This is a genomic window from Pediococcus siamensis (assembly GCF_047220215.1).
Classification (GTDB): Bacteria; Bacillota; Bacilli; order Lactobacillales; family Lactobacillaceae; genus Pediococcus; species Pediococcus siamensis.
This window is the reverse complement of sequence record NZ_CP178375.1, coordinates 337,822-360,970: the sequence shown is the minus strand read 5'-3', so window position 1 is coordinate 360,970 and position 23,149 is coordinate 337,822. Positions and strand designations below refer to the sequence as shown.

At 41.8% G+C, this 23,149-nt stretch carries 24 protein-coding genes; 9 read left to right on the top strand and 15 right to left on the bottom strand.

Features of this window, described 5'->3' with window-relative positions; genetic code table 11:
- Positions 1-130: 130 nt before the first annotated feature.
- Positions 131-1,066 (bottom strand): alpha/beta hydrolase, encoded by a 936-nt coding sequence (locus tag ACLJJ6_RS01755; RefSeq protein WP_412989750.1) that lies wholly within the window; start codon positions 1,064-1,066, stop codon positions 131-133.
- Between the two features lie 270 nt (positions 1,067-1,336).
- Between ACLJJ6_RS01755 and ACLJJ6_RS01750 the strand changes: the two genes are divergently transcribed.
- From ACLJJ6_RS01750 to ACLJJ6_RS01740, 3 genes are all read left to right on the top strand, one after another.
- Positions 1,337-1,762: a helix-turn-helix domain-containing protein gene (locus ACLJJ6_RS01750; RefSeq protein ID WP_412989749.1), complete on the top strand. Its 426-nt coding sequence runs from the start codon at positions 1,337-1,339 to the stop codon at positions 1,760-1,762.
- Between the two features lie 27 nt (positions 1,763-1,789).
- Positions 1,790-2,644 carry an SAM-dependent methyltransferase gene (locus tag ACLJJ6_RS01745; RefSeq protein WP_412989748.1) on the top strand — a complete coding sequence of 285 codons (855 nt, stop codon included), beginning with the start codon at positions 1,790-1,792 and terminating at the stop codon, positions 2,642-2,644.
- Between the two features lie 392 nt (positions 2,645-3,036).
- A complete protein-coding gene (locus ACLJJ6_RS01740) occupies positions 3,037-3,669 on the top strand; it encodes a VTT domain-containing protein (protein WP_412989747.1) in 633 nt (210 codons plus the stop codon).
- On the opposite strand, the gene ACLJJ6_RS01735 is transcribed toward ACLJJ6_RS01740, so the two are convergent.
- The 4 genes from ACLJJ6_RS01735 to ACLJJ6_RS01720 form a co-directional block, all read right to left on the bottom strand.
- On the bottom strand, positions 3,670-3,897 hold the full coding sequence (locus ACLJJ6_RS01735; RefSeq protein ID WP_412989746.1) for a hypothetical protein: 228 nt from the start codon (positions 3,895-3,897) through the stop codon (positions 3,670-3,672).
- Positions 3,898-3,907: 10 nt separating this feature from the next.
- Positions 3,908-4,549 (bottom strand): L,D-transpeptidase, encoded by a 642-nt coding sequence (locus ACLJJ6_RS01730; protein ID WP_412989745.1) that lies wholly within the window; start codon positions 4,547-4,549, stop codon positions 3,908-3,910.
- 9 nt (positions 4,550-4,558) lie between these two features.
- The gene (locus tag ACLJJ6_RS01725) at positions 4,559-5,017 is read right to left on the bottom strand and encodes a hypothetical protein (protein WP_412989744.1); all 459 of its coding nucleotides are present in this window, start codon (positions 5,015-5,017) and stop codon (positions 4,559-4,561) included.
- Between the two features lie 394 nt (positions 5,018-5,411).
- Positions 5,412-5,681, bottom strand: a complete 270-nt coding sequence (locus ACLJJ6_RS01720; protein ID WP_412989743.1) for a hypothetical protein — start codon at positions 5,679-5,681, stop codon at positions 5,412-5,414.
- A 122-nt stretch (positions 5,682-5,803) separates the two neighbouring features.
- On the opposite strand from ACLJJ6_RS01720, the gene ACLJJ6_RS01715 reads away from it, so the two are divergent.
- From ACLJJ6_RS01715 to ACLJJ6_RS01705, 3 genes are all read left to right on the top strand, one after another.
- Complete coding sequence (locus ACLJJ6_RS01715; protein WP_412989742.1) at positions 5,804-6,262, top strand: universal stress protein; 459 nt, start codon at positions 5,804-5,806, stop codon at positions 6,260-6,262.
- Positions 6,263-6,328: 66 nt separating this feature from the next.
- A complete protein-coding gene (locus ACLJJ6_RS01710) occupies positions 6,329-7,246 on the top strand; it encodes an RluA family pseudouridine synthase (protein WP_412989741.1) in 918 nt (305 codons plus the stop codon).
- Positions 7,236-7,982, top strand: coding sequence for an NADPH-dependent oxidoreductase (locus ACLJJ6_RS01705; RefSeq protein WP_412989740.1), 747 nt, complete (start codon positions 7,236-7,238; stop codon positions 7,980-7,982). Before ACLJJ6_RS01710 ends, ACLJJ6_RS01705 begins: the two co-directional genes overlap by 11 nt.
- A 180-nt stretch (positions 7,983-8,162) precedes the next feature.
- Here ACLJJ6_RS01705 and ACLJJ6_RS01700 read toward each other — a convergent pair whose 3' ends face one another.
- From ACLJJ6_RS01700 to ACLJJ6_RS01690, 3 genes are all read right to left on the bottom strand, one after another.
- The gene (locus ACLJJ6_RS01700; RefSeq protein WP_412989739.1) at positions 8,163-8,633 is read right to left on the bottom strand and encodes an AP2 domain-containing protein; all 471 of its coding nucleotides are present in this window, start codon (positions 8,631-8,633) and stop codon (positions 8,163-8,165) included.
- A 174-nt stretch (positions 8,634-8,807) separates the two neighbouring features.
- The gene (locus ACLJJ6_RS01695) at positions 8,808-11,174 is read right to left on the bottom strand and encodes a phosphoketolase (RefSeq protein ID WP_412989738.1); all 2,367 of its coding nucleotides are present in this window, start codon (positions 11,172-11,174) and stop codon (positions 8,808-8,810) included.
- Positions 11,175-11,483: 309 nt separating this feature from the next.
- Positions 11,484-12,206 (bottom strand): GntR family transcriptional regulator, encoded by a 723-nt coding sequence (locus tag ACLJJ6_RS01690; RefSeq protein WP_412989737.1) that lies wholly within the window; start codon positions 12,204-12,206, stop codon positions 11,484-11,486.
- Between the two features lie 144 nt (positions 12,207-12,350).
- On the opposite strand from ACLJJ6_RS01690, the gene ybaK reads away from it, so the two are divergent.
- On the top strand, positions 12,351-12,854 hold the full coding sequence (gene ybaK / locus ACLJJ6_RS01685; protein ID WP_412990409.1) for a Cys-tRNA(Pro) deacylase: 504 nt from the start codon (positions 12,351-12,353) through the stop codon (positions 12,852-12,854).
- A 132-nt stretch (positions 12,855-12,986) separates the two neighbouring features.
- On the opposite strand, the gene asp1 is transcribed toward ybaK, so the two are convergent.
- The 4 genes from asp1 to ACLJJ6_RS01665 form a co-directional block, all read right to left on the bottom strand.
- Positions 12,987-14,516, bottom strand: coding sequence for an accessory Sec system glycosyltransferase Asp1 (asp1, locus tag ACLJJ6_RS01680; RefSeq protein WP_412989736.1), 1,530 nt, complete (start codon positions 14,514-14,516; stop codon positions 12,987-12,989).
- Positions 14,517-16,073: a glycosyltransferase gene (locus tag ACLJJ6_RS01675; RefSeq protein ID WP_412989735.1), complete on the bottom strand. Its 1,557-nt coding sequence runs from the start codon at positions 16,071-16,073 to the stop codon at positions 14,517-14,519.
- Between the two features lie 147 nt (positions 16,074-16,220).
- Positions 16,221-17,621 carry an aldehyde dehydrogenase family protein gene (locus ACLJJ6_RS01670; protein WP_412989734.1) on the bottom strand — a complete coding sequence of 467 codons (1,401 nt, stop codon included), beginning with the start codon at positions 17,619-17,621 and terminating at the stop codon, positions 16,221-16,223.
- A gap of 523 nt (positions 17,622-18,144) precedes the next feature.
- Positions 18,145-18,675 carry a DUF1836 domain-containing protein gene (locus ACLJJ6_RS01665; RefSeq protein ID WP_412989733.1) on the bottom strand — a complete coding sequence of 177 codons (531 nt, stop codon included), beginning with the start codon at positions 18,673-18,675 and terminating at the stop codon, positions 18,145-18,147.
- Positions 18,676-18,825: 150 nt separating this feature from the next.
- On the opposite strand from ACLJJ6_RS01665, the gene ACLJJ6_RS01660 reads away from it, so the two are divergent.
- Both ACLJJ6_RS01660 and ACLJJ6_RS01655 read left to right on the top strand, forming a co-directional pair.
- A complete protein-coding gene (locus ACLJJ6_RS01660; RefSeq protein ID WP_412989732.1) occupies positions 18,826-19,161 on the top strand; it encodes a hypothetical protein in 336 nt (111 codons plus the stop codon).
- A gap of 9 nt (positions 19,162-19,170) precedes the next feature.
- Positions 19,171-19,728 carry a DUF5067 domain-containing protein gene (locus ACLJJ6_RS01655; protein ID WP_412989731.1) on the top strand — a complete coding sequence of 186 codons (558 nt, stop codon included), beginning with the start codon at positions 19,171-19,173 and terminating at the stop codon, positions 19,726-19,728.
- Positions 19,729-19,957: 229 nt separating this feature from the next.
- Here ACLJJ6_RS01655 and ACLJJ6_RS01650 read toward each other — a convergent pair whose 3' ends face one another.
- The 3 genes from ACLJJ6_RS01650 to ACLJJ6_RS01640 all read right to left on the bottom strand — a co-directional run bounded on the left by ACLJJ6_RS01650 (position 19,958) and on the right by ACLJJ6_RS01640 (position 23,070).
- Positions 19,958-20,902: an aldo/keto reductase gene (locus ACLJJ6_RS01650; protein ID WP_412989730.1), complete on the bottom strand. Its 945-nt coding sequence runs from the start codon at positions 20,900-20,902 to the stop codon at positions 19,958-19,960.
- 401 nt (positions 20,903-21,303) lie between these two features.
- Complete coding sequence (locus ACLJJ6_RS01645; protein ID WP_412989729.1) at positions 21,304-21,732, bottom strand: Hsp20/alpha crystallin family protein; 429 nt, start codon at positions 21,730-21,732, stop codon at positions 21,304-21,306.
- Between the two features lie 147 nt (positions 21,733-21,879).
- Positions 21,880-23,070, bottom strand: a complete 1,191-nt coding sequence (locus ACLJJ6_RS01640) for an MFS transporter (RefSeq protein ID WP_412990408.1) — start codon at positions 23,068-23,070, stop codon at positions 21,880-21,882.
- Positions 23,071-23,149: the final 79 nt, after the last annotated feature.

Genomic DNA, 23,149 nt, shown 5'->3' with positions numbered 1-23,149 from the left:
AACTCCGTTCAATAACAGAAGCCGAACGATTCAAAACATGAATCATTCGACTTCTATTGTTAGGTATGAAGTTAACATACTTTTCTCACTATCTTTGATGAAACACACTCATTTGAGCCAACCACAATCCTTAATGCACATATTTCGCTAAAAACTTCCGAACTGTTTGATAGTAGCGGGTCGGATTCTTGGCCATTGATTTCGCGTGGGTGGCACCTTTGACAATTAAAAGCTGTTTAGGTCCCTTGTCAGCTTTATATAACGGATAGACCATCCGCGTTGGTACGAATGTGTCCTTATCCCCATGAATAAACAGCATCGGTTTGTGATTCTTAGCCACCTGTTTTAGGGCACTAGCCTCTTTGAAGTTGTAACCGGCCCGCAATTGCGTCATTGCACTTACGGAAGGAACTAACGGCCAGTATGGTAGATGATACATCGTTTTTGCTTCATAGGTAATTTCGTCGTTCACAGAGGTATACCCACAATCCTCAATATAAGCCTTGAGTTGCTTAGGAACACTCTTCTCACCACTGACCATCATGGTAGTGGCACCGCCCATGCTAACCCCATACATAACTAACTGTTGATTTTGCCCTTCTCTTTTGAGTAACAGCTTCATCCATTTGATATAATCCAGCCGATCGGGCCAGCCAAAACCAATGTAGTTGCCTTGACTATCGCCCTGACCGCGATCATCTGGTACTAAGACGTTGTAACCCATTTTATGGAACATGGCAGCCGCCGCTCCCATTTTAGTTTTATTATCCATAAAACCATGCGCAATAATGGCCGTTTTTTGGCTTTTATGCGCGGCAGGAATATAGTACGCATCAAGCTTCAAATTATCTGTTGCGGAGGTTTCGTGCCAGGTTTGCTTTGCAACTTTTTGATACCACAATTTTTCTTTATAGAGCGGATCACTTTTTTTTAAGGTTTGTGAGCTACTTAAAAAATCCTTATGTCCCGGTACCACGGCCACATGGTAGAAATATGCAGCTGCCCCAATATCAGCCACAACTAAAACAACCACAATTGCCAGAATCCATTTCCAAATCTTTTTCACAATTTTTCATCCCTTAACTTTCAATTTTAAAAGTATACCGCTTTTCCCTTTTCAAAAGCTAGTCAGTCATTAGCTTGAACGCTTTATGAGTTGAAATTGGTCTACCGAAAACGCCGCTATCTCTTTATCTGACCACCATTTTGGTCTGCATGCAAACGCCCTGTGACAAATTATCTAAAATGTCGCACTTTCCAACAGAAATAATTAATCAAAAGCAGCTAACAGTGCGTGGTTATGCTAAAATTAACGTAACAGAAAGGAAGTAATGCAATGTTTCCTGAACGATTACGTGCACTCCGCCATGGCCAAAATATTACGCTCGAACAATTGGCGGCTGATTTAAACAAACAATATCCAGGGCCAGCCGAAAAAGCAAACACTTCTTCTCAAATCGGTAATTGGGAGCGTGGTGTCCGCACCCCTTCCTTTGTAGAGGTTCGCAAACTCGCAGAATATTTTGATGTCACCATGGACTATATAAGTGGCAAGGCTGATCACGATGAGTATGACTTAAGTAAATTATTTTTATCTGGCAAACAACTCACTTTTAATCATAAAGTCCTAACTAGTGAAGATCGTTACGAACTTTTTCAGCTAATGGATGGTTATCTACATGGTAAGAACCGTCGTACAACACACCCAGATAATGAGCAACAAGAAGAACTGGATCTCGGTTTGGATGAAAATAAACACTAACAGTCCAATTTTGATAGGATGAGACTTTTGAATTCAAAAAAATTAAACCAACTGCGCAAACAAGCCCGTAAAACACATAAAAAACAGCCTGATCCGGAATCCTATATGGAGGAGATTCGTCGCTATGACCAGATGTTTCAGGACTTTCCTCAGATCACTTTTTTAACGCATAATATCTTGGCAAGTGATCGGTTGATTGCTAAAGACCTGTTACCACAGTCTCTGCCAATGCTTGAGATTCCGGACAATTTTCAAGATGTCCTCTTTCAAACACTGCTAAAAAAATACCCCTTAGGCGACCCCCGTGGAGATCAGCTTTGGGATACTTATAGCACGGCACTTCCCAGACTGGACAAATTACTACGCTCCTATCGTGACTATCTTGAAGACCACTACGGAATGTGGGCTTATATTTCTGCGCCATTTGTCAAAGACTTGGCAGCTTTCCTAAATGGCGCCCCTGCCTTAGAAGTGATGGCTGGCAACGGCCTTATTTCCGCCGGTCTTAAAGAATTGGATCAACCTGTTTTTGCCACGGACAGTCAGGACTGGACACAAGAAAACGAAACCGGTAAACATGCGCTGACTTTGATTGAACCCCTAGATGCGTTACAAGCTTGGCAAAAGTATCAGCACCAGGTTAAATATGTGATCATATCCTGGTCACCAGACAAATTACCGATTGATTGGCAGCTACTGCAAGCCATGCGTGCAACTAATCCTGCAGTTCGTCTAATTTGTATTGGAGAAAAATTCGGTAGTTCCGGCAGTCATCAATTTTGGCAACACGCTAAATATATTGAAAACGAAGCAGTTAAAACTCTAAATCGCCATTTTTCGCATTTTGATTTAATCCACGACCAAGTCTACCTGATCCACTAATCTAAACTCTGACTTCCCAACTCATTGGTTGCATACGGAAGTCTTTTTTGAACGTCACAATCCCTTGTCGTGCGCTTTTTTAAGTGTAACAAAAAAGGTTAAGGCAAAACCTGCCTTAACCTCACGAACGGTCCTTGATGACTCAAAGAGACTTTGCACGGTTCACACATGCGCTATCAAATGTTCCACAAAATCCGGTGGAAAAACACATCCCGTTCCAAGAAAATCACTCGTCACCCGAAAGTGAAACAACCGAAGTTGCCTGATTCTTCTCGACTCATCGCATACCATGATAATACCACGTTTATTACAGAATTGCCAATCACCATGCTAGTCTTTTTGGGCAATTCATTATATGATTGAACTATTCTTTATGGGAATGGAGTTTCAACATGGTTAATTTAATCCTTAATTTCTTCTTACATCCGCTGGCTTATATTGTGCCCATTGCAGATCGATTAAATGGATGGGTTTATTTAATTTTATTCATTTGGATCTTTTTAGAAACAGCCTATGTGATTTTCTCGTTTCTTCCGGGTCAATCGGTATTGTTCTTAACCAGCACAATTGCAGCCAGTCCCCGTTCTAACCTCAATTTATTCGTCTTATTTGTTGTCTTTTTAGCAGCGGCGACTGTCGGCTCCGTAGTGAAATTTCACCGCGGTGAAAAATTAAGTGAAGGCTCTAAAATCACGCAAGAAATTCAAGCTTCAGATCAAATGGAAAAAACCAAAGACTTTTTTCACCGCAACGAAAAAAGCTCGCTTATTTTGTCACGGTTTGTCCCCTTTTTAGGGCTCTTAGTCCCCATCATTGCCGGGAACTCTGACATGAGCTTTCATCAATTCAATAAATTGAATTTCCTCGGTGCCCTTTTGTGGGTCAGTGCTTGCTGTTTTGCAGGGTATTACTTAGGCTCTACGCCGTTTGTGCAAAAATACTTCACGCTAATCTTCTTCATTCTTGCACTTTTACCGGTCTTGACGAAGCAACTCTTTAGGTTTTTTCACACCAAAAAGGCCTGATTAGCGCAATTTTTCTTTAACTTGCCAGTAACGCCACCCGAAAAGCCCAATCGTATATAACAAAACGACTCCCAGGATTGTTTTCCAGGTTAAAAATGTGACCCTGACAAATAAATAGCCTAAGACTCGATAAATAATGAGGGCACCTAGTAAACACAAAATGCTGATGCCAGCATCCTGATACCATTTTCTTTTTTTATTTAAAAAATCGCGAATTTTAATTTCCATCGTTCAAACCTCAATGAATGACCACTTTAGTTCCCTCTTCAATGTGCGTATACAGCCATTTTGCATCTGGTACAGATAACCGCACACACCCATGAGAGTTAGCCTCTTTACCTAATTTTTCAGCCTCTTTGACAAGAAACTGCCCCTGTTGATTAGTGGGCACAGAATGAAACAAGTACACACCATGTCCCTTCCACGAAACATAGTATTTGGCACCTTCCTTGGACTCGGCATTATAAAAGAAGGTCCCTCTTTCGGCCTGTATGTGATACGTCCCCGTCGGCGTTGAATTGTTACTGCCAGTCGAGGCGTACATGGTGTATAACCGTTTTTTATTATTGCGAATGTACACGCGTTGTTTGGCAATCGAAACTTCAATCCACACATCAGAATACTTGGTCAGATCCGGATATGGTTTGGTTTCCGAAGATTTTTTCCAATTTACCGCCCGCATATAGGCTGGACGAGTTGCCTTTTTCTTCTTGGTTGTCTTTTTGGTCGTCTTTTTTTCTTTCGGCAGATTTGAAACAGTAACCTGATCAGGATTCTTTTTCTCCACCTTGGCAGTTGCTGGATGAAACCGGAGACTGATTAGAAAAACGATCAAAAACAAGACGCCGGCAGCGGCAAGCATTTTACTTAGTCGACTCATGAAACACCTCTATTTTTTCTTTTCTTTACCTGCATCCAGTTTTTCAAACTGAAGTGCGACCCAATCATTAATATTTTGAAAAACGTCTGCGTCTCCTGCTAAGAAGTTAGCCACACTGCCCATTAAATCGATCCGCAGATGGGAAGGGTTAATTTCCTCTGCTTCAAAAATGGCATATAGTTGCACTTCATAATCTGTTTCTGGTTCCGTTAACTGTTCAATCTTGTTTGGGTAGCTATACGGCAAATTAATCACATTTGTCTGGAAGCGCAGCACAACATCTTTGCGGATTGTGACGTTAGCTTCCACAACCGCAGTTTGTTTCAAAGCCGTCTGTAAATAGTCAAAGACGTCCTTGAGTGCGGTCCGGGGATCTTTCTTTAATTTTGTACTCGTAACCTTAAAGGTTTGTTGTTCAAAGTTTTCATCTCGAATTGCTGCTAATAAATCAGTTGCTTGAATTTTCATCGTTGTCACTCCCATAATTGGATAAAGCTTACTTACCTAGTCTACCATCTGTGAGAAAAGTTACAAATTACATTTCATTTACTTACCGCGACCTTAAAGAAAAATTTCCTTTTAAAAAAGACGTCCCGCTAATTAACTTAGCGAGACGCCTAAAATTAATGGTGGTATCTGTATCACCATCACCAATGTAACTACATTGTAATCGCATTCTTTCCAAAAATCCAGTAAAGTGTTTTATATCTTTTTTTCTGAGGACGGTTTGATAAACCATAAAGGCCCCATTTAAGCCCGCCTCCAGAGAGTGGGAAAAAAGGTGCTTTGACTTCGAGCATATCCTAGGAAACCGAATGATTCGTCCTTTGAATCGTTCGGTTTCCGTAGATAAGCGGAGAAGTTAGCCTTTTTCCCCGATTTCAGCTATTAAATGGCAAAGATAAAAGATTGCGTTTTTCCCTTGGGCATCCGCCGCCTTTTCCTGCAACTTTCCGCTGAGTCTGAGGACGGTTTGATAAACCATAAAGGCCCCATTTAAACCCGCCTCCAGCCCGATTGCCATCGGGCATCCGCCGCCTTTTCCTGCAACTTTCCGCTGAGTCTGAGGACGGTTTGATAAACCATAAAGGCCCCATTTAAGCCCGCCTCCAGCCCGATTGCCATCGGGCATCCGCCGCGCTTAAATGGGGCCTTTATCCCGGTTTATCAAACCCACTTTACTTAATTGCTTACATTTTTCCAAATAAATGATATGATATTCATAAGAACCCATGTGAATGGAAGGTGAGTAACATGTTACAACAATACAAAAATATTCTAGCTCCAGTTGATGGATCAAAAGTTACAGACACCGTTTTGAAAAAAGCCATTGAGGTCGCCAAACGTAATGACACCCATCTTGACATCCTCAACGTCTTGGAAGTCAATCAGTTCAGTGATACCTATGGTGGTGCCGTCAGTGGCGACGTCATCTACAAACTCTCTGAAGATGTTCAAAAACGCCTTGCCGAACTCAAAAAACAGGCCGAAGACGCCGGCGTTAAAGACGTCAGTGTCCATGTCCGATTTGGTAATCCCAAACCCGTCATCGCCACTGAGTTCCCTAAAGATCATCATAACGAACTAATTATGATCGGCTCTACCGGGTTAAACGCCTTAGAACGTCTTATGGTCGGTTCTGTCGCAACCTATGTCAGCCGTAATGCGGTCTGTGATGTCTTAGTTGTCAAACCTGAACCTGAATCTAAATAATCCTTGCTTAAAATTCAAAAGGCCACCCACAAATCGTGATGGCCTTTTTGTTATGGAGAAAAAACTATGACTTGGTCTTATTCCCGTATTTTACCTAAAAATTTTCATCCTGTAACTTTACGGCAACTCCTTCAAGAAAATTGGTCACTCAGTCGCAAGGAGGTGCACTTTCTACGCATTAACCGTGCCGTCTTGATAAATCACCAGTATCAACCTATGAGCACCCTTGTTCATGCTGATGATGTGATTGACCTAACCTTTCATGCGGCTGATTTTTCAACACCCATTCCAAGCTTTGTACCTGACAGCGCCGCTAATCTGAAAATTCTTTTTGAAACTGAGGATCTCCTCATTGCGGATAAAGCGGCCGGCATCAAAACCCACGCTAATCAACCTGACGAAACAGGTAGTTTAATGAACCATCTCGCGGCGTATTTGCAGAATACCTCCGCGCACCCTTATAATGTGCATCGCTTGGATCAACAAACGAGTGGTGCTATTCTGGTGGTAAAGAACCCGGCGCTGATTCCTGTCTATAACCAATTAATCAAAACAAAAATCATTCGCAGAACCTACTTGGCCGTTACACAGGGCCGCTTTGTAAACCGCAAAGGGATAATTACCCTCCCGCTTGGCAAAACGTGTTACGACCAGCGTCAACGCGTTGTAAATGGTGCTGATGCACGTAATGCAACGACCACTTATCAGATCATTGCACAAAGTCTGCACCATTCCCTAGTGGAAATCCAGTTACAGACCGGGCGCACCCACCAAATTCGGGTGCACCTAGCCAGCCTAGGTCATCCGATCATGGGGGATCCCCTGTACAACCCGAGTTACCTGGCCGGCGAACATATGGCGCTACATTCCTGGAAAATACAGTTTCCACTGCCATTTTCACAACAAATTAAAGAAGTCGTGGCTCCTTTGCCAGAGTCTTTTCAATTAATGAATAGAAAGAAGTTTGATTATTTTGCCAACTAACGAAACCCTCCATCTTTTGACCCATCACAGATCTATCCGCCATTTTAAAGCGCAGCCGATCCCAGAACCGCTTATCAAGCAGTTATTAAAGGCCGCCCAGCGGACATCAACCAGTGTGTTTATGCAACAATACAGTATTATCAGCGTGACAGATCCAAAGTTAAAAAAAGCATTCGCCGAAATTACGACGTATCCATTTACACAAAGTAATGGTCATCTTTTCATTATGATTGCCGATCAACATCGCAATGAGGTCATTGGCACCGCAGCTCATGCAAAAACTCAGCTTCTGCACGATGCGGATCGGAGCCTGGCCGCCTTTGATGATGCTACCTTAGCTGGCCAAAGTATCGTTACCGCCGCTGAAAGTTTGGGCCTTGGTGCTGTTATTCTCGGTAGTATTTTAAATGACGCCCAACGCGTGATCGACCTTTTACAGCTGCCCAAACTCACTTTTCCTGTTTTTGGCATTGCTGTCGGCTATCCAGATGAACATCCTGATTTGAAACCTCGCCTGCCATTAGCCAGTGTCCATTTTGAAAATACTTATCAAGAGCCCGATCCAAAAATACTTGACAGTTACGATCAGACGATTAAAACTTATTATGCTCAACGAAATAACCATAATCGCGAGGAAACTTTTCGGCATCATATTGTTCATGACATGCAGCTAAGTCCCAAAAAACGCTCGCAAATTTTGACAGTCCTAAAAAACCAAGGCTTCTTTGAAAACTAACACACGGATGTCTCTTAATTTCTAACTGCTCTCTTAGGGAAAATTCCGCTTTAAATGACAGGTTAGCTTAGTTCCGGAGCTTTCTACTTCGAAAAAACCAGCTTGAGATTTGTTTTAAAACCTTTAAACCAAAAAATAAGCTTTAGAAAAGATTTTCAATTGTCTTTTCTAAAGCTTATTTTATTCAGCCTTCCGTTTTTGCCCGTAATACCTTTTTTCGGCAGCCTTGCGTGCCGCTACCGCATCGTTGAAGTTTTTAAAGCTCTTTGCCAACACATACTTATAGTCAACCATCAGATGTGCATACCACGAATCGGAATTCTTATCATATGACACCCCGATGACACCACTTTTATTCCGTTTTGTAAGATCACGTGAGGTATAACTGACTCCGTTTTCATCAGTCAAATTCTTAGCATTGCCCACATTTTTTTGAAAGGCTGGATTTTTCTTGCTACTGAGTTGCGAGATTTCCCGTTTTAGACACCCACAACTGCGCGTTTGCCCACTGCGCAATGCGTACCCATCAACAGTAACGCGGTTGCCACAATCGCACTGACACAACCACTTAGCATTGCCATTAGCGGGGTTGGAACCTGCACGTTGTAAAACTAACAGACGACCGAACTTCTTTCCTACCATTGGTACCATCGCATTATCATCCCCATTTTGTTTTCTTGCTCTTTAACTGTATTGCTATGTGTGACAATAACCAGTTTAATACTTAATAGGGTTATTTTTCAATATGGATAACTAAATTTTTGTTAAAAAAAACTTTCAATTTCGATTTTCTCTACTCTTGAAAGCCTTTTCCCTAAAATTTAATTAATCTAGCGGTTGCCATACCCAATCGTTAACCTCTGGCATGTCTTCGCCGTGGTCGCGAATATACTGGTTGTGTTTAATAAGTTTATTATCCATCTTCTGGATAAACTCAGCACCTTTTCCAGCATACGCTGGCACATCCGCAATAGCTTCTTTAGCCAAATTAAAACGATCTAATTTATTTACGACGCGCATATCAAACGGTGTCGTAATATCGCCATCTTCGCGATAACCATGTACGTGGATATTATGGTTGTGGCGATCAAAGAAGATTGATTTGATCAAATCTTCATAGCCATGGAAAGCAAAGATGACCGGCGTATCTTTTGTAAAGTAATGATCAAATTCTTCATCGGATAAGCCACGTGGATTGACTTTTGGACTTTGTAGTTTCAGTAAATCAATCACATTAATAAATCGAATTTTCAAGTCTGGGAAGTTCTGATGCAAAATATTGATTGCAGCTAAACTTTCTAAGTTCGGTTCGGTGCCCGCCGCTGCGAAAATAATATCTGGTTTCGCATTCTGGTCCGTACTTGCCCAATCAATAATACCTAACCCGTTTTTAGCCAGCACTTCAGCTTCCTCAATGGAGTAAAATTGCGGACGCAACTGTTTAGAAGTGACCAACACATTGATTTTTTCACGATCGTTCATAATCAGTGGGCTGACAGCCAGAAGCGAGTTGGCATCAGCTGGCAGATATTCACGGATAAATTCCGGCTTTTTCTCCGCCATATGTGTCAAGATCCCTGGATCCTGATGCGTATAACCATTATGATCCTGCTGGAAACTCGTCGAAGTTGAAACCACGTTCAAAGAAGGATAGTCTTTCCGCCATTTCAATTCGCTGGCTTTACGCAACCACTTGAAATGCTGCGTCAACATGGAGTCAACAATGCGTAAGAAGGCCTCATAACTTGTAAAGATACCATGACGGCCAGTTAGCGTGTAACCTTCCAGCCAGCCTTCTGCTTGGTGTTCTGAGAGTTGCGCATCCAAAATACGACCAGCAGGTGCTAAATCTTCGTCCCAATCTTTTTTAATGGGGTCAATCCACTGACGTGCTGTTGTTTCAAACAAACCGTATAATCGATTTGACATGGTTTCATCTGGACCAAACATCCGGAAATTATCAGGGTTTAATTTGACAACATCCCGTAAGTAATCAGACCACACAATCATATCCTGCTTGACATTTTGACCACGTTTGCTGGTATCGACCGCGTATTTGCGAAAATCGGGTAACCGCAAATCATGTGGCTTTACACCACCATTTGTGATCGGATTAGCTGCCATGCGCTTATTGCCTTTTGGTGCAATTGCCGCGATTTCAGGTTTCAATTTGCCATCTTCATCAAAAAGTTCTTCTGGTTTATAGGATTTCAGCCATTCGACCAGCGCATCGGCATGCGCCATATTGTTTTGATCAACCGGAATTGGAATTTGGTGAGCGCGGAAGGTGCCTTCAATTACGGCACCATCCCATGTCTTAGGGCCAGTCCACCCCTTTGGTGAACGGAAAATAATGACAGGCCAAGTTGGCAATGTTGGGTCGTTATTTTCACGGGCATTCTTTTGAATAGCTTGAATCTGTTCGACCGCCGAATCCATTGCCTTTGCCATCTCAGGGTTCAGTTTTTCAACATCATCCCCCTCAACAAAGATTGGGTTCCAATTTAAACCTTCAAAGTATTGCTTAATTTTTTCATCTGACATCCGACTAAACAAGGTTGGATTACTCAATTTGTAACCGTTGATATCTAGAATTGGCAGAATCGCACCGTCGTTAATTGGATTGATAAACTTATTGGATTGCCAAGAAGTTGCCAATGGCCCTGTTTCAGCTTCACCATCACCCACAACAACAGCCGCAATTTGATCAGGATTGTCTAAAATTGCGCCGGTACCATGCGAGATTGAATACCCCAATTCGCCACCTTCATGAATAGATCCAGGTGTAATGGGTGCCGCATGGGAAGCAACGCCGCCCGGCCATGAAAATTGCTTAAACAGCTTTTTCATACCAGTCTCGTCTTGTGTAATTTCAGGATAGATCTCTGTGTAACTACCATCTAAATATGAATTGGAGACCATCACTTGACCACCGTGACCTGGGCCTTCGATGTAAAACATGTTGAGATTGTATTTATTAATTACTCTGTTTAGATGTGCATAAATATAGTTCTGCCCTGAGATTGTCCCCCAGTGGCCAATTGGATGTACTTTGACGTCATCCTTGGTTAACGCACGTTTTAATAACGGATTGTCTTTTAAATAAAGTTGACCCACTGACAAGTAGTTGGCTGCTCGCCAAAACTTATCTAAATTTTCAAAATAAGACTTTGATGAATAATCCTCAGTCATGATATGACCCCTTTCGAATCTTTCAACTTTGGTTGTTACCGAATACATTATTATGATAACCCGATTTTCCTTCGTGGTCAACTAATTTAAAAATTGAACCGGTCCAATTTTTAAAAGCCTATTATTCCGGCATTTAGGCCGCAAAAAAAAGAGTTATGTAAGTTTTCTACACAGCTCTTACTGGAATTTTCAATTATTGAATCTCTTTTGTTACAAACATCCTTACCTAGTTCTAATCCCTTTGAACACAATCAGACTATCTGCTGATTCAGTTTTACGCTTAATCTAAACTGGATTGTCTCAAGGTCTTTACTTTAGTTCTACGACCGCATTGTACTTCATATATTGGTAGTGCAAGCGCATATTAGACAGTTCAAACGGTGTGCCATCATCTAAGAAAAAGATTCCCGACATCACGCCTACAGGTTCTTGCGGACTCAAACCCAATAATTCTTGGTCTTCTTTCGTAGAGGGCTGAGCCTCGATCGACAAAAAAGATTTGGTAACCGTCTGATTTTTCTTATCTTCTAAGTAGTTGAAAATTGAACCCGAGACAATCGTCCGCGAAAGTTCTGGTGCCACCCGAATGGGAATATAACCGGTTTCAATCATCACCGGTTGATCATCCAATAACCGCAGGCGCCGAATTTGATAGACAAAGTCTTCGGAGGCCAAAAAGAGATCTGTTTGCATCTCTTTAGTCGCTGGAATGACCGAAAAATCGAGAACTTTGATGCCTGGCTTTTTGCCATCCGAACGCATGCTGTCCGTTACGCCTAAGTTAGAGCCTTCATAGTTAAACAAGGAACGGTTTTTCAAGTATAACGGGTTGACAAAAGTTCCCGAACCACGCTTCTTAAAGACGATTCCTTCACTTGCCAGAACATTTAACGCCCGCTTGATAGAGCTGCGACTGACCCCGTATTGATTGGTGAGGGTGCGTTCATCTGGTAATTTTTTAGCAGGAAACTCATTGTTAAAGATTCGTTTCTCCAAATCTTTTAAAATTGTTTTGTATAATAAATCAGCCAAACTGATCTCACCCCGTCTTTTCACAAAGTTATTCTTCTAAATTATAGCATATCCTCATTTTTCTCGTTTTTTTATTTTACAGACTCTCAGCTTCAACTTTCCCGGATGAGTTATGCTAAAATATAGCCGAGGAAGGTGAACGTTATCTCTAAAAAGCATAAGAAAAATAAAATTGATAAAACTTTGGTAGAAAAGATCCTAGACAAAGCCAACATAAAGTATGAACAATATGTCTTTCCTACCCACCAGGAAGGTGACGTTGAACAGCTGCAAGTTGACCATTTAGATGCCGATGAGCACCACATCTACAAAACCTTAGCGCTAACTGGTAATAAAACCGGTCCGGTGGTTGGCGTTTTGCCAATTGACGAACATCTTAGTTACAAAAAGCTGGCCAAGGTTTCAGGTAATAAAAAAGTCGGCATGATTCCGCTAAAAGAGCTCGTACAAACAACTGGTTATGAACATGGCGCAAACACCCCCATTGGTATTTACGAAAGTAAACATTTTCCGATTTACATTGCCGACATTGCCGCAAAACAGGGCGAAATCATCGTATCCTCAGGCAAAATCGGCCGTTCGGTTAAAATTAATGCTAATGACCTCAAAAAGCTGGTTCACGGAACTTTTGCTGACCTTACCGAATAGCTTTCACCAAAAAATAAATGTAAAAAACAACTTATCCTGCCAGTTTTATAAGGGGCTATGATGTGCTACTTAGATGCACACCATAAAAAGAACTAGCCGATGTGCGTAAATTCACATCGGCTAGTTCTTTTTTTAAGCTTGTTTATGCACAATTGGTTGCCAAGCTTTTAAGACATTTTCTTCTGAATAGCGTTCCCCAATTGTGTACGCTTGTTCACTGTACTTCGCTAACGTATCTGGATCACTGAGCAGGTCAATAATGGCACGGCTGAATAAGAAGATATCGCCATCCCCCACGTCAATCAGACGACCATTGACACGATCTTGAATAATCTCACGAGGCCCGTAATTACTATTATAAGCAATGGCGGGAACCCCATGTGCCATCGCTTCTACCATCGCCAACGGCATAGCATCCGCACGACTTACACTGACAAACACTTCCGCTTGATTATAAACTGACGTGAGATCATAAACAAAGCCTTTAAGTTTTACCTGTTGATCAACTTTTAGATCCTGAGCCAACTTTTCAAGCGCATGAACCTCGGTCTCGTCGCCATAACCATAAATATCTAAGGTAGCTGTTGGAATTTTCTCATGCACAATTTGGAAGCTGCGGATTAACAGATCAACTTGTTTTTCCGGCGTTAACCGGCCCACAAAAATCAACCGATTAGCCACCCTGCTTTGGTGCACCACATGGGGCTCGTTCCGGGTGGCATTCAAGACCGCCATTCCAGGAATGACATAGATTGGCGTTTGCGGATGATTCAACTTCTTCGCTAGATCTTGTTTTTGCGCTTCTGTCATCACAATAATGCCGTCTAGTTCATCAATTCGCGAGCCAAACGCAGTTGTATACGCCGCATCAAAATCACTCGAAACCGGTTCTTTAGGATTAACTGTGTGTACAATTGGCAGTGACACGTACTTATGCGCCAAAGTTACCATATTTAAGAGCGGCACATTGGTTTGCGCCGGACGATCAGCAATAAACGTCTGGTGACTTCCCTGCGTCCGGTTTAGTTCATCTAAAAAGAAGGTAAATAGCTCATCCAAATTGTCAAAATTATAGTCTTCACCCTTGTAGTCGATGAGTTTGAGTAACGAATTGACCGGATTACCATTTGCGTCTTGCATATAGTAAGATTGGTAAACACATTTACCTTCGGGACTGAATAAAAACTCGGCTGCTGGTGCCCCAGTCGGCGTATAGTACTTATCCATCGACTTAAACCCGCGCCAATCATAAAATTCAGTTTTAGCTTTGTTGCCATAGGCATCGTAATAATCGACATAGGCCACCTTACCATACGTGCCACTGGCAAAATAAACGTCGCCCACAACCCGATCGCCATCTGTTACCCGGCTAAAATCTGCTCCCTGGTCCACCTCATAAGTTTTTGGAAACTTGAGATCCATGGTTCGCAGCGTTTTCGGTTTTTCTAAGTGTTCGGCGTGTTGAAAAAAATCAAACATGTTAACCACATCGTCATCTTGAAGACCCAAATCTGCCAGATTTCGATGCAGATCCTGGTTATAATCCCGGGTCACAATTTTGGCTGGAATGTGATTATTCTTGAAAAGCCGAACGCGATTGATTTCGTTATATTCCAGACCAGAATTCAAAGCCATTAAATATTCATTCAAAAAATAAACCATCTAATTCGCCTCCTCATGTGCAATTCGATCAAAGAACTGATCTGCGTCTTGGATTAGTTGTTGCCAAGCCTTCCAGATGGCCTGTTCACTGTACCGCTCACGACTGACATACGCATTATCACTGTATTTTCGTAAGTTGTCTTGGTTTTCCAACAAATTAATTAAAGCTTGGGCAAAAGCTTGGTAATCCCCATCCTTAACCAAAGTCCCGCTAAACCCATCTTCAATAATGTCAGAAGGCCCATACGGAATATCATAAGCCACAACTGGTAAGCCATGCGATTGAGCTTCTAAAATGGCTAAGGCAAATCCTTCCACACGACTAGTTAAAGTTGCCACCTGGGCTTGATCCATCACAGCCCCAATATTGGTTGTATAACCCTTAAATTGCACCACGTTTTGTAAGCCGGCATCTTTAACTTGTTGCTTCAAAGCTTCATCCGTTTTACCATCCCCGTAGCCCCATAAATCCAAAGTTGCTTGCGGTAGGTGTTTATGCACAATCGCAAAGGCTTTAATCAAATGGTCTAACCGCTTCTCTGGAAATAAACGGGCAACTTCAATGACTTTACCCACCGTTCGATCCAAGAACGGAACTTTTTGTTTTTGCATCAATTCATTAGACACAATCCCCACTGGAATCGTAAATGTGGGTGTTTTGTGAGCATCGAATCGTAATTTAGCATCCTTGGTCTGACGTTCAGTGGAGTCAATAATCGCATTCCAATCCGTGTAGTTGTTTAGCGAAAATTCAAAGTTATTGTTTAAAACGCGGTCCATCGGATTATTAGGATCCGCAGTGTGGGCATTATGTAAGAACAGGGCCTTATAGGCGGGAGTCTTCATGTGTAAAAGTGCCCACTGCGTTTCTACTGCCCGATCTGCAATAAATACATTCCGGCCGTTATCAGCTTGGTTGAGTTGATCAAAGAAAAAGCGCTGTAAACCACGTAACCCAGTAAATTCATAGTCATGGCCGTTGAAGTCCACCACCCGCAGCAGCGAATTTTGGATTTTTCCCTGACCGTCTTTGAAATAGAATGACTCGTACACCAATTTTCCTTCTGGTGAAAAAATCTGCTCATTGCTGACACCGCCCTGCGGATTATGAATTTCCACAATAGAAAGAAAACCGCGGTGATCATAGCGCTCTCGACGCAGCAAGTTGCCTGCATAATCAAGATAATTGACCGTTTGCACCTGGGGATCGTGTTGACCCCAAACCTCGACTCTCACCGCTAAACGTCCTTTAAGATCTTTGGCCACGTAATAGTCATTTTCTGCTTTTAAATGGCAACCATGAGGCAGCTTAAGATCACGCACCGTAAATTTACGTGGCTTAAAGTTTTCTGAACCTTGTAAAAATTCGAATAGATTAATGTGATTTTTTTCATCAATTCCCGCCACTTTCAGATTATGATGCAGATCAACTTCAAAGTTGCGCGTTACAATCTTATTCGGGATTCCATAATCATTAAAGAGATTCACCCGTTTAATTTGGGCGTGCTCAATTCCAGATTTATTCAATGGAATGGTTGTGTTGAGAAAGTAATACATAAAATTCCTCCTCTGTGTTGCTTGTTTGATTACTTTGATTATAGCAGAAAGCGTTCTCGGATTAAGAAGTTTATCCAAAAAAATAGCCGTATTCACGCTAGCTTACAACTCCTAGCATGAAATACGAGCCATTTTTTAAATCTCTTTTTAAAAGTTTAAACTTTCATGACGTAACCGCGGCAAACGTTTCGCCACCGTTTTCACATTCAACAAATCCCAATCCGACAAGTTATGTGAAATGGAATTTTTACCCCACGAGCCACAACCAAGTGTCAAGGAAGGGGTGACGTTGTTGTACTTGTAACCAATTGCGCCTTGTGATGTAGGGGTGTTAATGAGAATCCGACAGGCGTTCATTTCCAAAGCAAAACGTGTGATAAACGCGTCATCTTCTGTGTGTAAACCTACCGTATGACCCAAGCCACCCAGATTAAGACCACGCTTCATAAGATGCAGCGCCTCGTCTTGATTTTGAGCTTTAACCATGGTTAGGACTGGCGACAGCTTTTCGTGCGAAAGAATATAGTCACCGCCTAATCCAGCCATTTCAGCAACCAAGAATTTGGCATCTTTTGGACAGTCTTCAATTCCCGACCACTGGGCAATTGCGTATGCTGATTGCCCTGCGACCTTAGGATTAACCGATTCTTTTTCCTTGTTCATCACGACTGCTTCAAAGCTGGCCATGTCAGCCGGTTTGACAAAATAAGCACCGCGCTGTTGTAGACCTTCTTTCACAGCATCATAAATTTCTGCATCCACAATCATATTCGATTCAGATGCACAAATCATGCCGTTATCAAACGACTTCGAAAGTACAATGTCGTCTAGACTCTGATCCAAATTAGCTGTTTTTTCCACATAAACGGGAACATTACCAGGACCCACACCTAAGGCAGGTTTCCCAGTTGAATAGGCAGCTTTAACCATGCCAGCACCACCAGTCGCCACCACGGTCGCCACACCGTCATGATTCATCAGATCCGTTGTGGCTGCCATACTAGGTTTGGTGATCCATTGAATACTGTTTTCAGGAGCCCCAGCCTTTACCGCTGCTTCGGCAATAATTTTACCAGTCTCGACACATGTTTTTTGTGCAAATGGATGAAATGCAAAGACAATCGGATTACGTGTTTTAATCGCCAATAAAGCATTGTGGAAAACCGTTGAACTAGGATTGGTTACCGGTGTTGCACTAGCAATCACCCCAATTGGTTCGGCAATTTTCATAATTCCTTTTTCCTGATCATTACTGATGACCCCCACCGTATGATCATCCTTAATAGCATTATAAATATCTTTTGTAGCGAATTGGTTTTTAATAACCTTATCTTCATAAACACCCCGGCCAGTCTCATCAACCGCCATTTTAGCAAGGCGCTGACGAGCATGATAGCCAGCCTCAGCCATCGCATGAACAACCTTATCAATTTGTTCTTGATCCATGACACTGAGACGATCCAAAGCAATATGAGCCTTCTTAACAAGATCGTTTACCATGACTTGTGGTTCATCAATTTCTTTCTTGTTACCCAAATCTTTAATCATATGATATCTTCCTCTCAGAATGAGTATGTTATTCGCTTCACAATTATCATTGTATCTTTCTGATAATCTTTTGTAAATACGATTCATTTACATAATCTGAATCTGATAGAAATCATTGTTAGGCACGATAACAAAAGGCTTTAAGCTTGTGAAAAAAGTATTTTGCCGTGAACTCCTACAGGAATCCAGTTTGTGAAATTAAATACAAAAAGTAATCGCTTTCTTCACAAACTTTTCCTTAATTGGTCGATTTCGCACTTTTCCTAAAGCTATTCAATTAAAAAATGGACCGCTCCAAATCATAAGCCGTCGTGACTATCTTCTGGTGTCTGCTTCATAAAACCTATCCCCTTTCTGGTTGATAGTGACTATAAAAAACTATTAGTAAATTTTCCGTACTTGCTCACCCTGAGAACGCGAAGCAAAACAAGAGGTAGAAGCTAAGGCCAGCTCCTGCGGGATTGCGATCCCGCCTCCGATGCCCTTAGCTTCTGCCTCTTACCGTTTTGCCGAGCTCACTTTTTTACTTTAACTCCGTCGGCTTGTGCTCCTTTGACTTTTGCAACAGTCTTATTAATTCTGCCGTTTGCACCTGATCCACAATCATATTCGATGTCACCTGCATCAACTGCTCTGAAATATTCTTGGCCACCGTCGTCGTATGCTCCATACCAATCCGCGCCAACTTCTGATTCACAATATCAATAAACCGATCATAGGCCTGCTTAGGATAATCCGTCGCCGTAATCCGATCAATTCCTGAACGAATCACCCCAATCGGAAACGACTGCTTCAACAACGTGATCAACAAAATATCCGCCACCTGCATCACCTGATACTTCTTTTTAGTAGGCGCCACTACTGCCTTTTGCTTCACATAGTTATTGATCATCGTTGGCGTTACCGGATCCATTCCTAAAGGTCCCGTATACCCCGTCAGCAACGCCACAACCTGATCCATATACAAATCAAAGTTAGGTAGCTCATCCCAATGCGGCAACTTAACTTCTCTAACCATTTTCAACCAATGATTGTACGATTCCAATTCATTCATGTTGTTCACCTCGTCCATAGATGTTACAGCCATTATACCATCATGAACTAGTTTTTAGAACTAGATTGACTACAAAGGCACAATTCCATGACGAATCGGGTAAAAATGTGCTATTCTTAAAAAAATACTTATGAATTGAGGCACATGATATTGTTTGAATTTACCAAAAAAAGACGCGTAACCGACGAAGTGAAGAAAATTATTCCCCAACCCGTAATTGAAGGCCTTTGGAAAACACTGAAGCGGATGAAAACTGACAAACTCGTGGTTTCTCCCGTGGTCGCATTCGTATTTAGCGATGATTACACCGACGACACCATTTACGTGATGGGCCTCCAAAATTCCGGGGCAGTGGCCAAGGAATATGACATTCCTTACCAAGGCGAAAAGAAGTTTTTAGGCCAAGGCACTATTGTCGTGGTTAAAGACAAACCAAAAACAATGACGATGACCATCAGTGAATTAAACAAACAGGCAAAGGAATAGGCACACCTCTTGAAGTGGATTAAAAAATTAAGCTTGGTGCTTACGGCAGTCACCCTCCTCTTTTCTTTAGGTGCCTGTCACCAATCGCGGTCAAAAACGGTCTCCAAGGCTACGTTAACGCAGCATGTGACCAAAAAGCGGCCTATTAAAAAAACTGCTCACCTGTCACAACAGGTCTTCCAACTGCCCCAGGGTGATTTTCAATTAACTACGCATCACATCACAAACTCAGCAACAAAAAACAAACTGGTCTTTATCCTCCGGTATACGTTTACCAATAAGGGGCATAAGCAGGTAGTTTCTTCTGATCTTTGGTATAAATATATTCAAGCTACCCAGACAATTAATGGTAAAACTACTAAACTTACACAAGGATCGCTCCCATTTTCAACCGCTGCTACCAAAGATGATGACCTCGAAAACGCGTCTGTTGAAGAAGTCAAACCAAAGCAACAAGTGCGTGCAGAAGGTTCTTGGGAACTCGTCAAAAATGGTGCGCCCGTACTCCTGAAGTTTTACGATCCACATCACCAATTAGTTGGTACTCGGCAATACGCCACCAACTGACGCTTAGCCTTTGTGGGAGTTCCTTAGCTTATCATAATCACGCGTTCAATAACCTTATTCGCCATGCTAAACACTGCGCCTAAATAAAAAGAGGAAACAGGACAACTACCAAAATTGTCTCATTTCCTCTTTTTTTGACGCTCGTAAATTACGGTTATGCCCGAAGCTTCAAGTTGGGGCAACTAAGTAAGCTGGTTAGCACAACCCCGATTTGGGCTTACTTTTCACTTTAAGGCAAATCATTACCAGCAGCGTAATAAATATCGTACCATTCCTGTCCAGTTAAGGTGACATCACTACCAGCTAAGGATTCCTTGATATGTTGTGGATTCATGGAACCCAAAAGCACTTGGAACTTAGCCGGATGGCGTAAGATCCAGGCAGTGGCAATGGCATTTTTAGTGACCCCATATTGATCAGCCAAGTTTTGCATCTTTTCGTTAAGTTCAGGGAACTTGGGATTGTCGATAAATGGACCATTAAAGTTTCCCCATTGATAAGGTGACCAGGCCTGAACCACAATATCGTGGATCCGGGCATATTCCAAAAACTGCCCATCATGATCGGTGCCACGATCATCTTGCATATTCGTGTGCATCCCAAAATCAATCATATTCGTGTGCATAATTCCAAATTGAAGCTGATTAAACATCAACTTTTGTGAAACTACTCGTTGTAACATTTCAAACTGGAGCGGATTAAAGTTGGAAACGCCGAAATGGCGAACTTTGCCGGCCGTTTGTAGCTCATCAAAAGCCTCTGCAATTTCTTCTGGGATCATTAGCGGATCTGGCCGATGTAAAAGAACCGAATCTAAATAATCTACATGCAGACTCTCTAATTCGTGATTAACCGCGTCAATGATGTGCTGTTTTGAGAAATCATAGCGATTCCCGTAAGGTTTACCGGAACCATCATCATTGCCATTGCGAATTCCGACTTTAGATTGGAGCCAGAAATCATCACGTTTAACCGAAGATTGGGCTAATGCCGCTTGGAAAACAAGATCTGATTTGCCGCCGCCATAAATATCAGCTGTATCAATAAAGTTAATGCCATTATCAATTGCCGTTTCGATTACTTTGGTAGCTGCGTTTGTTTCCAAAGCCGCCATTCGCATAATCCCTAGTGCGACGTTCGAAACCCGCTTGCCACCTACTGTTATCTGTTTCAAAAGTATCACTCCTTGACTGTTAAATTTCTCAGTTCCAACTACCAGCTTACCACCTTTCAGGTGAAAACAACATTAATTTGTCAGCGATTACAATTCTGTTATTTAACCCAAAGCTGATTAACGTCAGGACACTAAAAGAGGCTAAAAAAATCCCCCCCTCTTCAGGCTTCGAAACTGGAATAGTCACCATCCGGGGAAAAAAGCTCCCTGTTTCTGATTAACGACAAAAGCCGAACGATTCAACGAATGAATCATTCGGCCTCTGGGATTATCCTCGAAGTTAACACGCCATTTTCACACGCTTCTATCCTTTGTTGCTTCTAGTAGGTAGAGCGTTACATTTTAAACATCTCTAAACTCAACCTATTTTCAGGTTTTGATTTGAATTTTTTCGTTATTGTTTAGTCAATTGGGATCTGATTGTGGTGTTCGACCTTTTCAGTGCGCTTTGGCAAGGTTACCTTCAAAACACCGCCATCATATGAAGCACTAATTTTATCTCGATCAACATTTGGTAAATAGAACTGACGTGAGACATTGCTATAACTGCGTTCTTGACGAATCAAATTACCCTTTTCATCTTTCTGTTCTTTTTCAACATTGTGTTTGCCTTCAACTGTGAGAGTATCGTTCTCATAATTTAACACAATATTTTCCTTCTTAAAACCGGGCAACTCAGCTGCAACTTCGTAATCATTCTCTTTTTCACGGATGTCTGTCTTCATTGAGCCACTTTGAGTCATCGATTTAAAGAAGTTTTTCCCAAAATTATCAAAAAAATCAAATGGTGCAAAATCATCAAAATCTCTGTTCCTTAACTCGTTCGCCATAATTCAAGACTCCTTTTTGATATAGTTTCTTAAATAGAATACCTCGTTTCCTCGGTACAACTATATGTTAGGACCTTCTGAAAATGAATGCAAGAATTTAGCACTCTAATGTTTAGAGTGCAAAATCAACTCGGACTTTTTTGGTTTCTACGTGTCCCTTTTAACAAAAAGCATATAGTAAAGACCACTCAAAATCAGTGCTATGCCGTAAATATACTGTGTACTTTCGGATCCCCAGGCTTTGATTACCCAACTGCTAAGTAGCGACCCAATTGGGATCATCACAGAAATTAAACTGTCATTAATTGTCTGCACCCGTCCCAGAACGGCGGAACTAAAGCTGGTTTGGACGAGTGCTTCAAAATTCGTGTTCATCATTGAAATTCCCATCGCCGACAGCACTGAAAAAAGAAAAATCAGCAGCACATTAACAGACGCCACAGCAGGAACTAAACAGCGAAAAACACCGGCTAGCCAGAAGCACTTCACAATAAAAGTGCGCATGTGGTTTCTTCCAAATGCAAATTTTTGAATGAGAAACGTTCCTAATATGCTACCAATTGAGGAACTCATGAGCAGTCCACCATATCCGATTGGCGACTGACTCAAATATGTTTGTGCAAAATAGGGTAACCCCACAGAAAAAATGCCATAAAAAAGATTGGTGACCGCTAACGGTAAAATTAGATTCAAGATGTTGCTTTCCTGACGCAGCGTTGTCCATCCAATTTGTAGATCTTTTAGATAGTTGCCGCTAAAGTATGCCGCTTCTTCTAAAACAAGCTTTGCCGTGGCATCGATTTTTATCAATTGATAGCAAGTCAGCGCAAACGCGAAAATTAATCCCGAGAAAATAAGGCTTAGATTTACTTTAAAAAGTGCGATAACGGCTGTTGTAAGGCCATCTAAGAAAACATCCAGCGTGCGGTAAGATAATTGAAACAAACCATTGTACTTTAATAACTCCGTTTTTTTTACCAGGATGGGCAGCAATTTATATTCCGAGGGATAAATAAATGCCGAAATGATTGTGGATATCAGATATAATCCCAGCAATACCGTAATGCCAAACGGATTCAAGAAGATTTTGAGCAACATGCCACACGCCAAGAAACTAATCACGATTTGAATGGCCGTCGAGGTAACCAAAAGCTTTTTAATAGACAGACGATCAATAAGCGGTCCCAATGAAAAGGAGACCATATCAATCCCCGAATCGATCGCAAAGATTAAGGCAACGATGAAGGGCGAATTGAATTCTTCTTTAAAAAACCACAAAATGGCCATATAAAATAAACTATCCGCAATATTGGTCGCAATTCGTCCGCTTAACAGCATATAGACATTTCTTTTGGCGTTCACGTTACCTCACCTCTCCACCTAACTTATCCCTGAGATCCATTTTACCGCAATTTAA